This window comes from Bradyrhizobium iriomotense (assembly GCF_018129405.1).
Taxonomy (GTDB): Bacteria; Pseudomonadota; Alphaproteobacteria; order Rhizobiales; family Xanthobacteraceae; genus Bradyrhizobium; species Bradyrhizobium iriomotense_B.
This window is the reverse complement of sequence record NZ_JAFCLP010000005.1, coordinates 293,669-306,436: the sequence shown is the minus strand read 5'-3', so window position 1 is coordinate 306,436 and position 12,768 is coordinate 293,669. Positions and strand designations below refer to the sequence as shown.

At 65.9% G+C, this 12,768-nt stretch carries 13 protein-coding genes; 6 read left to right on the top strand and 7 right to left on the bottom strand.

The window, feature by feature from the left end:
• Window positions 1–75: 75 nt before the first annotated feature.
• On the bottom strand, window positions 76–1,770 hold the full coding sequence (locus tag JQ592_RS14890; protein ID WP_211403582.1) for a bifunctional diguanylate cyclase/phosphodiesterase: 1,695 nt from the start codon (window positions 1,768–1,770) through the stop codon (window positions 76–78).
• Between the two features lie 219 nt (window positions 1,771–1,989).
• Here JQ592_RS14890 and JQ592_RS14885 point away from each other — a divergent pair, with 219 nt between their 5' ends.
• Window positions 1,990–2,250, top strand: coding sequence for a hypothetical protein (locus JQ592_RS14885; RefSeq protein ID WP_211403581.1), 261 nt, complete (start codon window positions 1,990–1,992; stop codon window positions 2,248–2,250).
• 6 nt (window positions 2,251–2,256) lie between these two features.
• On the opposite strand, the gene JQ592_RS14880 is transcribed toward JQ592_RS14885, so the two are convergent.
• From JQ592_RS14880 to mtgA, 3 genes are all read right to left on the bottom strand, one after another.
• A complete protein-coding gene (locus tag JQ592_RS14880; protein WP_211403630.1) occupies window positions 2,257–2,901 on the bottom strand; it encodes a hypothetical protein in 645 nt (214 codons plus the stop codon).
• Window positions 2,902–3,043: 142 nt separating this feature from the next.
• Window positions 3,044–3,226 carry a 50S ribosomal protein L32 gene (gene rpmF / locus JQ592_RS14875; protein ID WP_007598106.1) on the bottom strand — a complete coding sequence of 61 codons (183 nt, stop codon included), beginning with the start codon at window positions 3,224–3,226 and terminating at the stop codon, window positions 3,044–3,046.
• 169 nt (window positions 3,227–3,395) lie between these two features.
• On the bottom strand, window positions 3,396–4,070 hold the full coding sequence (gene mtgA, locus JQ592_RS14870; protein ID WP_211403580.1) for a monofunctional biosynthetic peptidoglycan transglycosylase: 675 nt from the start codon (window positions 4,068–4,070) through the stop codon (window positions 3,396–3,398).
• Window positions 4,071–4,231: 161 nt separating this feature from the next.
• Here mtgA and JQ592_RS14865 point away from each other — a divergent pair, with 161 nt between their 5' ends.
• Window positions 4,232–5,155, top strand: coding sequence for a polyprenyl synthetase family protein (locus tag JQ592_RS14865; RefSeq protein ID WP_211403579.1), 924 nt, complete (start codon window positions 4,232–4,234; stop codon window positions 5,153–5,155).
• 9 nt (window positions 5,156–5,164) lie between these two features.
• The gene (locus JQ592_RS14860) at window positions 5,165–5,857 is read left to right on the top strand and encodes a DUF1345 domain-containing protein (RefSeq protein ID WP_211403578.1); all 693 of its coding nucleotides are present in this window, start codon (window positions 5,165–5,167) and stop codon (window positions 5,855–5,857) included.
• A 142-nt stretch (window positions 5,858–5,999) separates the two neighbouring features.
• Here the strand turns inward: JQ592_RS14860 and JQ592_RS14855 are convergent, their stop codons facing one another.
• Both JQ592_RS14855 and JQ592_RS14850 read right to left on the bottom strand, forming a co-directional pair.
• Window positions 6,000–7,814 (bottom strand): caspase family protein, encoded by a 1,815-nt coding sequence (locus tag JQ592_RS14855; protein WP_211403577.1) that lies wholly within the window; start codon window positions 7,812–7,814, stop codon window positions 6,000–6,002.
• A gap of 183 nt (window positions 7,815–7,997) precedes the next feature.
• Window positions 7,998–8,426 (bottom strand): GFA family protein, encoded by a 429-nt coding sequence (locus tag JQ592_RS14850; RefSeq protein ID WP_211403576.1) that lies wholly within the window; start codon window positions 8,424–8,426, stop codon window positions 7,998–8,000.
• 94 nt (window positions 8,427–8,520) lie between these two features.
• Between JQ592_RS14850 and JQ592_RS14845 the strand changes: the two genes are divergently transcribed.
• From JQ592_RS14845 to JQ592_RS14835, 3 genes are all read left to right on the top strand, one after another.
• Window positions 8,521–8,895 carry a nuclear transport factor 2 family protein gene (locus JQ592_RS14845; protein ID WP_211403575.1) on the top strand — a complete coding sequence of 125 codons (375 nt, stop codon included), beginning with the start codon at window positions 8,521–8,523 and terminating at the stop codon, window positions 8,893–8,895.
• A 225-nt stretch (window positions 8,896–9,120) separates the two neighbouring features.
• A complete protein-coding gene (gene bla / locus JQ592_RS14840; protein WP_211403574.1) occupies window positions 9,121–9,990 on the top strand; it encodes a class A beta-lactamase in 870 nt (289 codons plus the stop codon).
• Between the two features lie 45 nt (window positions 9,991–10,035).
• Window positions 10,036–11,646: a Na+/H+ antiporter gene (locus JQ592_RS14835; RefSeq protein WP_246820412.1), complete on the top strand. Its 1,611-nt coding sequence runs from the start codon at window positions 10,036–10,038 to the stop codon at window positions 11,644–11,646.
• Window positions 11,647–11,824: 178 nt separating this feature from the next.
• On the opposite strand, the gene JQ592_RS14830 is transcribed toward JQ592_RS14835, so the two are convergent.
• The gene (locus JQ592_RS14830; RefSeq protein ID WP_211403573.1) at window positions 11,825–12,634 is read right to left on the bottom strand and encodes an N-acetylmuramoyl-L-alanine amidase; all 810 of its coding nucleotides are present in this window, start codon (window positions 12,632–12,634) and stop codon (window positions 11,825–11,827) included.
• Window positions 12,635–12,768 lie beyond the last annotated feature (134 nt).

Sequence of the window (12,768 nt, the reverse complement as noted above, 5' to 3'; positions counted from 1 at the left end):
TTCGCGACAGAAGTGGTGGGTTACGCCAGCGGACTGCGCTTGGCGCAGCCGCGGGGCTAACCCACCTACGATGTCTCAGCCCGCCGCAGGCAACGCGCTGTCCGACGGCACGCCCCACGGGCGCTCGGCTGAGGCGAGGCCGATCAGGCGGCCCTGGATGTAGTCGCAACCCCAGTCGCGCAGCATGTTTGCGGCTTCTTCGTCCTGCACCCACTCGGCGACGGTCTTGATGTCGAGGCGGCGGGCGAGGTCGATCAGGGTATGGACGAAGGCGCGGTCGTCGGCGGAGTGCGTGATGTTCTGCACGAAGGCGCCGTCGATCTTGACGATGTCGACGCCAAGCTTGCGCAGGTTGCGGAACGAAGTGTAGCCGGCGCCGAAATCGTCGATAGCGATGCGGCTGCCGAAATTCTTCAGCCGCGTGACGAAACCGCGCACGTCATCGATGTCCTGGATCGCGACCGTCTCTGTGATCTCGACGATCAGCCGCTCGGCGACCCCGGGATGGGCCAGCATCAGCGACTCGATTCCCGCCCACCAGTCCGGATCCATGGTGGTGTCGGGCGAGATGTTGAGGCTGAGGCTGACATCGGGCGCGGCCGCGAGCTCGGCGACCACGAGTTCGAGTACGCGGTGATCGACCAGGCGGATGAGTCCGAGCCGCTCGGCGACCGGCACGATGTCGGGCGCGAGCAGCACCTGGCCGTCGCCCTGGTCCATCCGGACCAGGCATTCGTGGAATGCGCGCTGGCGCGAGACGGCTGCGACCACCGGCTCATAGGCAAGCTTGATGCGGCGCTCGTTCAGCGCGGTGACGATCTCGTCGGTGACGCGGATGTTGACGCGGCGCTGCGCATCGCGCGTGGCATCCGGTCGCCAGGCCGCAAACGAGCCGGCGCGGCGGCGCTTGGCGGCGTCCAGCGTCTCATGGGCGCGATTGACCGCCTCGTCGGTGTTGCGGGCATAGCGCGGCAGGCTGACCGCGCCGATCGAGGCGGTGACCGAGACCGGACCGGATTTCGTCGGCACCACCTCGTCGCGGATGCCGGCGAGGAACCGCTCTGCGGCGACGTTCATGTCGTCGATGGTGCAGTTCTTCAGGATCAGGCCGAACTTGTTGCCGGAGAAGCGCCCGAGCACGTCGCCGCCGCGCAGGCGCGCACGGATGCGCTTTCCGATGTCGAGGATGACCGCGTCGGCAACATCGAAGCCGAAAGCGTCGTTGACGCGCGCGAGGTGATCGATGCCGACCAGCATGAAGGCCGCGGTCGAACGGAAGCGCGTCGTCTCCTCGATCGCCTCGGCCAGTGCCGCGATCAGATGGGAGCGGTTGAGTTCGCCGGTCAAGGGATCGAGCCGGGCCAGCTTCGTCAGTTCCTCGTCGCGGGCGTGGCGCTCATTGTTGATGCGGACGGAGCCGATCGCACGCGTGGGACGGCCATCGGGGCCGGCGAACCAGCGGCCGGTCTCCTCGATCCAGACCACGGGATCGGAGGCGCTCATGCGCACGCCGTACTCGACACGATACGGCGTGCCGTCGGTGCCGTGCACGGGAGAGGTCTGCGCCAGCGCGGCGGTCCGCAGCGACTGCGCGGGCTCGATCAGCTTGGCGAATTCGGCGCCGGTCGCGAGCCGCTCGGCGGGGATGCCGGGGAAGACGGCGCTGACCTGCTCACCCCAAGCGATGGCATCGCTGGCGATGTCCCAGGCGAACACGGCCTGGCCGAGGACGGCCAGGATGTCGGAGGCTTGCGGCAATGCAGGGGTCAAAATCGCCTCATTTCGGGACAGCGGGGGTCCTGAGCCGGCACAGGATAGAGCCAGATTCGCCTTCGACCCTAGGCAAAGTTGATAAACAATTTGGAAACCACGTTGTGAAGTGACCAGGGAACCAAACCGGCCCGCCCGGCATAGGCCTTGCGAGTACTGACACGCACCGGCGCCCGCGTCCCAAAACGCGACAATGCCGCCGGATCAACGGTGATCGCGATGTTGAGTACTGATCGTTCGGACGAGGCGGCAGGCAGCATGGGCACGGCCCTGGTGCCGCTGATCCCGACTGTGCAATGGCTCCACAAGGTGCCGCTGGCCCGCCCCGATCCGAGCTTCGTCACCCAGCTGATCGCCAGTGCCGAGCACCTGCCCCAGACCAGCCGGCTCCGCCGCGCCTCGTCCGAAGATGCGCGGATGGCCTATGGCAGCAAGCACCCGCTCGGAAGCGTCACCGCGCGCACGCGGCAAGTGGCTTAAAACCGGTTAGCGCGGCGTATCGGGCGAGGACGGCGTGCCGTTGCCCGGCTGCAGATGTGGCGAGGGGATTTCCGGCGAAGGCGGATTCACCGGCTTTGGCGCGGGGTGGTCCATCAGCACGGATTCGGCGACCGACTGTGCGGTGGGCGCAGGCGGCGCGACCGGCGCCTGCTGCTCGGACAGCGGCCTGAAACTGGACTCGGCGACGGCTTCCTCGGCCGGCGGCTCGGCCCGACGCCTGGACTTGCGCGGCGCCGGCACTGTCGTCTCGGCGACATAGGTGACGCGGCGGCGCGTGCGCTGGGCAATGCCGCCGAGGAAATCGGCCATCGCGAGCAGCACCAGCAGGAAAAAGGTGGAATTGCCGAATTTTGGCCACATCACGAATTCGGCGGCGGCCGCGCCGAATATGATCAGCGACAGCAGATGATCCATCAGGAATTTCGAGCCGGGCCGCGCGCCTTTGACCACCTCGAGCAGCAGCAGCACCACGCCGAGCGCAAGCAGAAGATCGGCGAGCGTGACCGGCCAGGTCTCGCCCGTGATCATCGGTACCTTGAACAGCACGTCCGAGAAGGACACGCTGGGCATCAGAAAGGCGATGATGTTGTAGACCGCGAGCGGAATCAGAAGCAGCGGGAAACCGACCATCGGCAAGATGCCTTCTCGATCAAGATATCCAGACAGGACAATGCGGCGGCGAAGCATTGGCTCCGCCGCCGTCACTGCCATATCTCATGGGTTGGCCGACATCAGGCAGCTCAATCATCCTGCCCGGAGAAAGGTCCTGACTTCAGGACTCTTTCTTCTTCAGGACCTGACGGCCCTTGTACATGCCGGTCTTCAGGTCGAGATGGTGCGGACGACGGAGTTCGCCGGAGTCCTTGTCTTCCACATAGGTCGGCTTCTTGATGGCGTCTGCCGAGCGGCGCATGCCACGGCGCGACGGCGAGGTTTTTCTTCTCGGAACGGCCATTTCAATATCCTCTAGGGATTGGTGTTATCGGGGCATCGTCCGGGAAGGGACGGCTCAGCACCCGCAATACGAGGCGAGCTGAATGCCGATCAAGGCCGGGCTTATAGAGGAAGGCTGGCCGTAAAGCTAGGCTTTTGGCCCGGAAAATGCGTCCAAAAAGGGCCCGGAATCAGCGATTTTCGCGCCAGCAGGTTACAAGTGAGCTCCCCTGCCCCCGCGCCATATAGGTGGCCGCCAGCCGCCGGACGCCCGGTCCCGGGGTCCGGGCGCTACGTTTGACAGGATTCGGCAGGATCGAGGCCAGCAGCGCGGCCTCCCGGGGCGAGAGGTTTTCGGCCGATTTGCCGAAGGCATAGGCGCTGGCCGCTTCGACACCAAATTGCCCCTGCGGGCCCAGCTCCGCGATGTTGAGGTAAATTTCGAGAATCCGGGCCTTGGGCAGCACGAAGTCGATCCACAACGCTAGCGGGAATTCCAGCGCCTTGCGGATGAAATCGCGCCCCTGCCAGAGGAACAGGTTTTTCGCCACCTGCTGGGTGATGGTGGAGGCCCCCCGGAAGGCGGTGCCGTCCTCCCGCGCGTCGTCGATCGCCTCGCGCAGCGCGCCCCAATCGATGCCGTGATGCTTGCAGAAATGGGCGTCCTCCGCCGCCACCACCGCGCGCGGCAGATAGGGCGACATATCGGCCAGATCGATCCACTCCCGCTGCATCGGCGCGCCTCGTAAGCTGCGCCAGGCCATCAGCGTCGAAACGGGGTGACCGGCGCGGTAGAACGGCGCGATCACATAGGGCGCGAGAACCACGACCGCGAGCACCACCAGCAGGATTTTGACGATGCGCAAATCGACCTTTCCGGCGCAAACTGAACGTCGGCCACGGGCTGGAGCATTAAGTCTGTGATAATCCGGGCCTTTTCCAGCACTTTTTAGGCCTTCCAAACGATTGACTGGGGCGGGCGCATAAAGGATTGTCCCGCCGAATTTTAGTTCTGGAGCCTTTCTTGATGACCGGCACGTCCCCGTCCGATTTCGCCAAACGTCTGGACAAGACCGCTGATGACACCGAAGACCTGCTCGGGCGCCTGCTGGCGGACGACATCCTGCACGATGAGATCGCCCGGCCCAAGCGACTGATGGACGCAATGCGCTATTCGAGCCTCAACGGCGGCAAGCGCCTGCGGCCGTTCCTGGTGGTCGAGAGCGCAGCCGTGTTCGGCGTGCCGCGCGAAGCGGCCCTGCTCGTGGGCGCCGCGCTCGAATGCATCCACTGCTATTCGCTGATCCATGACGATCTGCCGGCGATGGACAATTCCGACCTGCGCCGCGGCCGCCCCACCCTGCACAAGCAGACCGACGACGCCACCGCGATTCTCGCCGGCGACGGCCTGCTCACGCTCGCCTTCGACATCGTCACCCGTGACGAGATCCATCGTGACGCCGATGTGCGCCTCCTGCTGACGCGCGCGCTGGCGCGCTGCGCCGGCATCGGCGGCATGGTCGGCGGCCAGATCCTCGATCTCGCCGGCGAAGGCCGCTTCGGCGGCAACGAACCGATCGATGTCGCCCGTATTCAACAGATGAAGACCGGCGCGCTCTTGCGTTACGGCTGCATCGCCGGCGCGATCCTCGGCCAGGCCTCGCAGAAAGAATATCAGGCGCTCGACGATTACGGCCGCGCGCTCGGCGAAGCCTTCCAGATCGCCGATGACCTGCTGGACGTCGAAGGCGATGCGGCTGCGCTCGGCAAGCCGGCCGGCGCCGATGCCGCGCTCGGCAAGACAACCTTCGTGACGCAGCTCGGCATCGAAGGCGCCAAGCAGCGCGTGCGCGACCTGCTCGCGCGGGCCGACAGCGCCGTGTCGATCTTCGGCGACCGCGCCGCAGTGCTGCAAGCCGCCGCGCGCTTCGTCGCCGAGCGGAAGAGCTGACGTAGACCGATGGCGGTCGGAGGCAAAGAGGATCCCGTCCTCGTCCGCTTCCGCAAGATGTCGCGGCCGATGCGGCTGATCTATGCGCGGCCGCGGACATTCATCGCGCTCGCGGCCGGCATCCTTGTTTGCCTGCTGCTGCCGGGCTCGCACCGGCTGGTGACGCGGCTGTTGTTCGGCTGGGATGCGCTGATCGCCGTCTATCTCGTGCTGGTCTATGCGATGATGCTGTGCAACGACCATCAGCACATCCGCCGCGCCGCCGCGATGCAGGACGACGGCCGCTTCGTGATCCTGCTGGTGACGGCGACCGGCGCCTTCGCCAGCATCGCCGCGATCGTCTCCGAGCTCGGCACGCCTCATCGCGGGGTGCTGGAGCTGACCATCGCGATCACCACCATCGCGCTGTCATGGGCCGCCGTGCATACGACCTTCGCGCTGCATTACGCGCATGATTATTACCGCAGCGCCACGCCGGGCGGCCTGCAATTTCCGAGCGGCGACAAGGAAGACCACGCCGACTATTGGGACTTCGTCTATTTCTCGTTCGTGATCGGCATGACCGCACAGGTCTCGGACGTCGGCATCACCGACAAGACCATCCGCCGCACCGCCACCGCCCACGGCATCGTGTCCTTCATCTACAACACGGCGCTGCTGGCGCTGACGGTGAATATCGCGGCGAGCGCGATTTCGGCTTGATCTGCCTCACCGGGGGCGTCCTGGCGAAAGCCAGGACCCATTACCCCAAGGGGTAATCTTAGCGCTCAACTGCCAACTGCGAATCTTCGCAAAACCAAGGCTGGTGGTTATGGGTCCTGGCTTTCGCCAGGACGACGACGATTCAGCGGCAAACCTCGACATTGGCGTCGTTGCCGGGACCGCCGCCGCCGCGAAATTCGAGATGGCAGCCGCGGCTGACCGGACGGCAGCCGCCGCTGTTGCAGAACACCTGCCCGCCGCCCGGGCGACGGCCGGCGCCGGCGGCAGCAGCGATGCCGGCAGCTGCACCGTAGCCGCCTGCCGCACCACCGGCCTGACGACGCTGCCGGGCGGGACGTTCATCGGCGTCGTCGCGCTTCGCCGTTGCAGGCTTGGCCGGCTTGGCGGCGCGCTGCTTCTCGCACTCATTGTCGTCGTTGACCGCATAGCCCTCACGGCAGACGATCTTCGTGCACTTGTCGCCATCGACCTTGAAGCCGTGCTCGCAAACCAGCGGACAGACGCGTGACGGCTTGGCCTTGACCGCGTCGAGCGCGTCGGTGCTCGCGACCTTCACGTCGAGCTTGGTGCCGGCATAGCGGTTGAACTGCGACAGCGAGCGCTGCGAGGACGTATTCCAGTTGCCGTCGGCCTGTCCGGAGAAACAGCCGACCCGGCCAAGCTCGGTCTGCACCGAGCGGCTCAGATCGGCCGGCGCGGTCGCCGGCGTCAGCGAGGCCACGTTGGTGCCGGACTGGCTCGCGGTGCTGGCCGGCGCGGTGCCAGGTGCCGCGGCGGCGAGATTGACGCGCTGCTGCTCGGCGGCGGCCGCCTGCTGCTGCGCCTGCTCCTTCGCCTTCTGCGCGGCGAGCTGGGCCTGCTCGGCGGCCTTTGCATCGGCCGCAGCCTTGGCCTGCGCATCCTTCTGAGCGCCGAGTGCGGCAAGACGATCGCGTTCGGCCTCGGCCTGCTTCGCCTTCTCGATCGCCGCCGCATGGACCTGCTCGGCCTGGATCTTGTCGATCTGGAGCTTGGCGAGATTCGCGTAGAAGCCATCAGGGTGCTGGGCGAGGAAGGCTTCCCATGCCGGCTTGTTGCCGACCTGGAGCGCGAGCTCGTAGTCGCGGCGCATGTCGGCCTGCGGGTTCGCCACAGGCGCCGCCGGCGCTGCAGCCACCGCCTTGACCGGCACCAGCGGGACGTCGTCGCCGCCGAGCGAGCCATAGACGAACGGCTCCTGCTTGTTGCCGGTCGACTTCAGCACATCGTCGCGCACGAAGCCGAAAGCGCGGCGGACATCGAGGCCCGGCGTCGTCAGATGCTTCGACAGCGCAACCGTGAAGGGACTGTTGGCGCCGTCGCCGTCCTGCGCCGTAAAGCCGGCCTTGGCCGAATAGGCGATCAGCGTGTTGGGGCTGGTCGGCTCGACCTGGGCGAGGCCCCGGCCGATGCCGCGCGAGGCGATCGTGCGCTTCATGGTCTTGCCGAACGGATTGTCGCGGCAGGCGTCCAGGATCACCAGGCGGAGCTGCTTGGCGGGCTCGACCGCGACCAGGATCCGGTCGAGCGAGAGCGCCTCGTCATAGACGTCGGTATCCCGCTCGAGCCTGGCGTCGACGGGGATCAGATAGTTGGAGCCTTCGACCTCGATGCCGTGACCGGCATAGTAGACCACCGCGATGTCAGCGCTGCGGGTCGCGTCGGCAAAATCGCGCAGCACACGCCGCGTATCCTGGGCGGACAGATCGTGCCGGGACTCGACGACGTCGAAACCGGCCTCCTTCAGCGTCTTCGCCATCACCGCCCCGTCATTGACGGGATTGGCCAGCGACGGCGCGTGCTGATAGGCCGAGTTGGCAAGCACCAGCGCGACGCGCTTTCCGGCAAAAGCGGGCCCGGCGCAGAACAGCAGCGCGGCAGCAAGGAGAAGCGGACAAAGTCTGAGCAACTTGCGCATGACACGACTTCCGAAACTCGGGGCCGCCTGGCCCCCTTTGGGATCGCTTTAGCAGGACCAATTGCCGGCGCTTGTGATGGAGGTCACGAAGGCGGCATCGACGACAGGCCGAAAGACCCTCTATGTTTGTCGCGCCAGCGCGGTCGGGGTTCGGCGACACAGGCGGGCGCGGGCCGGTTCCCCCTAGGGATCGCCGACGTGCCCCCGATATTGCGGCAGATCGTCGGTAATCTCATGCCAGGGCGCCTTCGAGCCCACGAAAATATGGGCGCTTGGCCGGATCGAGGGGGTATCGACCAGGGTTCCCATGGCGACATGGACCCATTTCCCCCCACGTACCCGGGAATAGAGCAGCGAGCCGCAGCGGGCGCAGTGGGCGTCATGGGTGATGTCGTCCCCGTAGATCATGCGCTGATCATCTCCCCGGACGATGCGGAGCTTGTCGTGCGCGATGCCGGCGAACGGCTTGAAGGCGGAGCCGGTGGTGCGGCGGCAGTTCGAGCAGTGGCAATTCAACGCATAGGAGAACGCGTCGGCCACCTCGAAGCGCACGGTGCGGCAATAGCATTCGCCGGTCAGGATACGAGCGTTCGAATTTTCTGATCCGGTCATGGCGACACCTTCGCGCAAATGGCTGACACACCCATAGCGCATTTTGGTGTGTAGGACTAAGTTCCGCCCAAGCCATCATGCAAAGGGATGACCCATGAGCCAGAACCGTTCGAGCGTCGAAGCCGTCGTGCAATCCTATTTCGACGGACTCTATGAGGGCGACGCCGAAAAGCTCGGCGCCATCTTCCATCCCTCCGCCGATCTGCGCTGGGTCGAGAAGGGCGAATTGCAGGTGCTGACCGTGCCGGACTGGCTCGATCGCGTGCGCAAGCGCCCCTCCGGCAAGGCCGAAGGCAAGCCGCGCGAGGATTTCGTCGTCACCATCGACCGCTCCGACGACAAGACCGCCTTCATCAAGGTCCGCTGCCAGCTGCCGCCGCGCTATTTCACCGACTATCTGGTGGCGATGAAGCTCGCCGACGGCTGGCAGATCGTGTCGAAATCGTACAGGTATGACCTGAGGGAGTGAGGGGGGCGCGTTGATGCGCTCCCTCTCCCCGTTCTTACGGGGGCGCGACGAGCTACGCTCGCGCTGAGAGGGTTGGGGTGAGGGGCTGCTTCCGCAAACAAAGTGACAGTTGGACTCGCGGAGAGCCCCCCTCACCCGCCGCGCTCCGGACGATGCTCGGCATCGCTCGGCGCGCGTCGGCCTCTCCCCGCAAGCGGGGAGAGGCGAAGAAAAGGAAAGTCCCCCATGCTTCTCGACCGCCGTTCCCTGCTCGCCTCGCTCTGCTGGATGGCCGCTTCTCCCGCGCTTGCGGCGGATGCGCCGCCTGAACTCGAAACCTACGAACGCGACAGCGGCGGGCGGATTGGGCTCTATGCGGAGAATCTCGCAACCGGCAAGAAGCTCGCCTGGCGCGCCGACGAGCGCTTCGTCATGTGCTCGACGTTCAAGGCCTCGCTCGCGGCTAGCGTGCTGGCGCGGGTCGATCGCGGTGAGGAGCAGCTTGCGGCCATGATTTCTTACGGCCAGGCCGACCTGCTGAGCTACGCGCCGGTTGCCAAGCAAAATCTCGCGGCCGGCAAGATGTCGGTCGGCGAGATGTGCAAGGCGATCGTCGAGCTCAGCGACAACACCTGCGCCAATCTGCTGCTGGCGCGGATCGGCGGGCCGGCCGTCCTCACGGCCTTCTGGCGATCGCTCGGTGACACCACCTCGCGGCTCGACCACAACGAGCCCGAGGTCAACCGCTCCCCGCCCGGCAATCCCCAGGACACCACGACGCCGGCGGCGATGGCGAATAATCTGCGCCGGCTGGTGCTGGGCGAAGCCTTGTCGGCGCAATCGCGCGTTCAACTCACCGACTGGATGGTGAACTGCAAGACCGGCGCGAACCGGCTGCGTGGCGGCCTGCCGGCGGACTGGAAGATCGGCGACAAGACCGGCAACAACGGCAAGGATGCGTCGGGCGATATCGCGGTGGTCTGGCCCAAGCTCGACAACAAGCCCGATGCGCCGATCCTGATCGCGGCCTATACCCAGGGCGGCACGCCGAATTCCGCGCAGATCGCGGCCGTATTTGCCCACATCGGACGCATGGTGGCAGAGCGGCTGGCGTAAGCCCACCGCATTGACCTCCTGGCCGCTTCCGGGTGAAGACAGGCCATGATCGCAGCGAAATTCCAGACCTTCCTCATCCTGCTCGCGGTGCTGGCGGGCACCGCGCTGGTCGCCCGCCGTTTCAACATCGCTCCTGCGATCCTGCTGATGCTCTCCGGCGTCGGCCTGGCCTTCGTGCCGGGCATGCCGCCGGTCGAGCTGCCGCCGGAACTGGTGCTGCTGATGGTGCTGCCGCCGCTGATCTATTCGGCGAGCGTCGCGATGAGCTGGCGCGAGTTCAGGAACAATCTGCGCCCGATCGTGCTGCTCGCGGTCGGCGCGGTGATCTTCACCGCGGCGCTGGTGGCGGCCGCCACGCATTATCTGATCGGCCTGCCCTTGACCGTGGGCTTCCTGCTCGGGGCCATCGTCGCGCCGCCCGACGTGGTGGCGCCGCTCGCGATCGCGCGCCGCCTCAACATGCCGCGCCGGCTCCTGGTCATCCTCGAAGGCGAAGGGCTCGCCAACGACGCCACTGCGCTGATCCTCTACCGCTTCGCGCTGGCCGCCATCATGGTCGGGCATTTCTCGCTGCCGCTTGCGGCAGGCGAGTTCCTGCTGATCGTTGCCAGCGAGATCGCCTTCGGTATCGGCGTCGGCTGGCTCTCGCTCCGCTTCCGCAAATGGTCCAGGGATCCCCAGGTCGAGCTGACGCTGTCGCTGATCACGCCTTACGTCTCCTACTGGCTGCCCGAGCATGTCGGCGGCTCCGGCGTGATCGCAACCGTCGCCTGCGGCCTCTATGTCAGCTGGAACGGCCCGCTGCTGATCTCATCGGCGACGCGTCTGCAGGGCATCTTCTTCTGGGACCTCATCATCTACCTGATCGAGGGCCTGCTGTTCCTGCTCACCGGCTTCCAGATGCGCGCGCTCTACGAGAAGTCGAAGGCATTTCCGCTCGACGACATCCTGATCGCAACCGCCGTCGTTCTGACGATCATCGTAACCGCACGCTTCGCCTGGCTCTATCCCGCGACCTATCTGCCGCGACTCCTCTCCAAGTCGCTGCGCGAGCGCGACCCGTCGCCGCCGTGGCAATGGCCGTTCGTGCTCGCCTTCACCGGCGTGCGCGGCGCGGTGTCGCTGGCCGCTGCGCTGGCGCTGCCGTTCACGCTGCCTGATGGCGCGGCCTTTCCTTATCGCGACCTGATCCTGTTCGTGGCCTTCGGCGTCATCTTCGTGACGCTGATCGGCGTCGGCCTGACGCTGCCGCCGGTGGTGCGCTGGCTCGGCGTCGCCGAGGCTGGCCGCCATGAGCATGTCAGCGAGCACGAGGCGGAGATCGCGGCGCGACGCCAGGCGCTCGAGGCCGCGCTGAAGTCGCTCGATGCGTTGACCGCGGAAAAGGAAATCTCCGACGAGGTGATGCGGCTCCTGCGCGCCCGCCACGAGATCCGCGTCAACCAGCTGCCGGATTCACTCGACCCCACCCATCACGACGTCTCCGCCGCCGGCACCGCGCTGACCCGCAACCTGATCGACGCCGAGCGCAAATTCATCCACGACCTCCTGCGCGACGGCCAGATCACCGACGAGACGAGACGGCGGATCGAGCGGGACCTGGATCTGGAGGAGGCGAGCCTGGCGAACCGGGAGTATCGGGGCGGGCCGCTGTAGCTCTCTCGCCATAATCGATCGTCGTCCTGGACAAGCGAGCGGAGCGAGCGCTGATCCAGGACCCATTACCACAGGATTGCGTTTCGCGAAGACTCGCAGTTACCAGCGTGGCGCCACAACTTCTCCTTGGGGTAATGGGTCCTGGCTTTCGCCAGGACGACGACGGTGGCCACCAATGCTACCGCCTCTCGCAAAATTCCCCCACCGCCGCTGCCACGGCTCCTGCGATCAGTTCCTGCCGCTCCGCCGAGTTCATCTCCATCTCCTCGTCCCGATTGATGATGGAACCGGCTTCGAGCAGCACGGCCGCGCTTCTCGTCTGCGACAGCACGACGAGTCCGTCATAGCGGTAGACGCCGACATCCTTATCGAGCAGCTGGCGCCGGTAACGGCCCATCACCGGCAGGGTGTATTGGCTGGCGTAATGCAAGCCCTGCTCCTTCAGCCGTCGGCCGATCAACCGGGCCAACTTCAGACTGGTGGTGAAGTGCGGATTGCGCTCGGAGACGAACAGCGAGTGGCCCGAAAATCGATCGCTGAAATAGCTCTTCGCACCGTCGAATTCCCAGGTGTCGAGCAGCTTGTCCGGCACCGAATCGTGATGGACCGACAGGAAGAGATCGGCCCGGCCGTCATTCGCGGCACTGACGCGCTTGAACAGGCTCGGGCGCGCCTTGCCGTCCGTGACGAGCAGACGGGTTGCGGCAAAGCCCTCGGACTTGAGCTTCGCCGTGATCAGTCTGGCGAGCCGGAAGTTGAAGCCAAACTCCGGATCGTTGCGCGCGCTCAGTGCGCCGTAGGAGTCCGGTGTGTGACCGACATCGACGACGATCCGGAATTTCGGCGCCTCGCATTTGGCCGGTGCGGGCGACGGCTTAAGTCTGACTTTCGCGACCTTCCGGGCCGGAGCAGCATGGCCCGCGTCGATCGACGGCAGCAACAGCGCGACCGTCGACACCAGGAGAATGATGCCACGTCCTAGCGACAAGCCTTACTCCGATGCCGCAATCCGCGGCCGGCCGACGAAGCCCGTTCCGGAACCGGACTCAGTCAGGAATTTGTTGCCCTCGGCACGGAGCATGGCTGGTCCTCCCGATTTGTTCTTTGGGAAGATTGGCGCGG

Excerpts from the sequence above, each read along its gene's own strand:
- JQ592_RS14885 (WP_211403581.1), top strand. The coding sequence starts at position 1,990 with ATGTTGAGTACTGATCGTTCGGACGAGGCGGCAGGCAGCATGGGCACG.
- JQ592_RS14880 (WP_211403630.1), bottom strand. The coding sequence starts at position 2,901 with ATGGTCGGTTTCCCGCTGCTTCTGATTCCGCTCGCGGTCTACAACATC.
- rpmF (WP_007598106.1), bottom strand. The coding sequence starts at position 3,226 with ATGGCCGTTCCGAGAAGAAAAACCTCGCCGTCGCGCCGTGGCATGCGC.
- JQ592_RS14865 (WP_211403579.1), top strand. The coding sequence starts at position 4,232 with ATGACCGGCACGTCCCCGTCCGATTTCGCCAAACGTCTGGACAAGACC.
- JQ592_RS14860 (WP_211403578.1), top strand. The coding sequence starts at position 5,165 with ATGGCGGTCGGAGGCAAAGAGGATCCCGTCCTCGTCCGCTTCCGCAAG.
- JQ592_RS14855 (WP_211403577.1), bottom strand. The coding sequence starts at position 7,814 with ATGCGCAAGTTGCTCAGACTTTGTCCGCTTCTCCTTGCTGCCGCGCTG.
- JQ592_RS14850 (WP_211403576.1), bottom strand. The coding sequence starts at position 8,426 with ATGACCGGATCAGAAAATTCGAACGCTCGTATCCTGACCGGCGAATGC.
- JQ592_RS14845 (WP_211403575.1), top strand. The coding sequence starts at position 8,521 with ATGAGCCAGAACCGTTCGAGCGTCGAAGCCGTCGTGCAATCCTATTTC.
- bla (WP_211403574.1), top strand. The coding sequence starts at position 9,121 with ATGCTTCTCGACCGCCGTTCCCTGCTCGCCTCGCTCTGCTGGATGGCC.
- JQ592_RS14835 (WP_246820412.1), top strand. The coding sequence starts at position 10,036 with ATGATCGCAGCGAAATTCCAGACCTTCCTCATCCTGCTCGCGGTGCTG.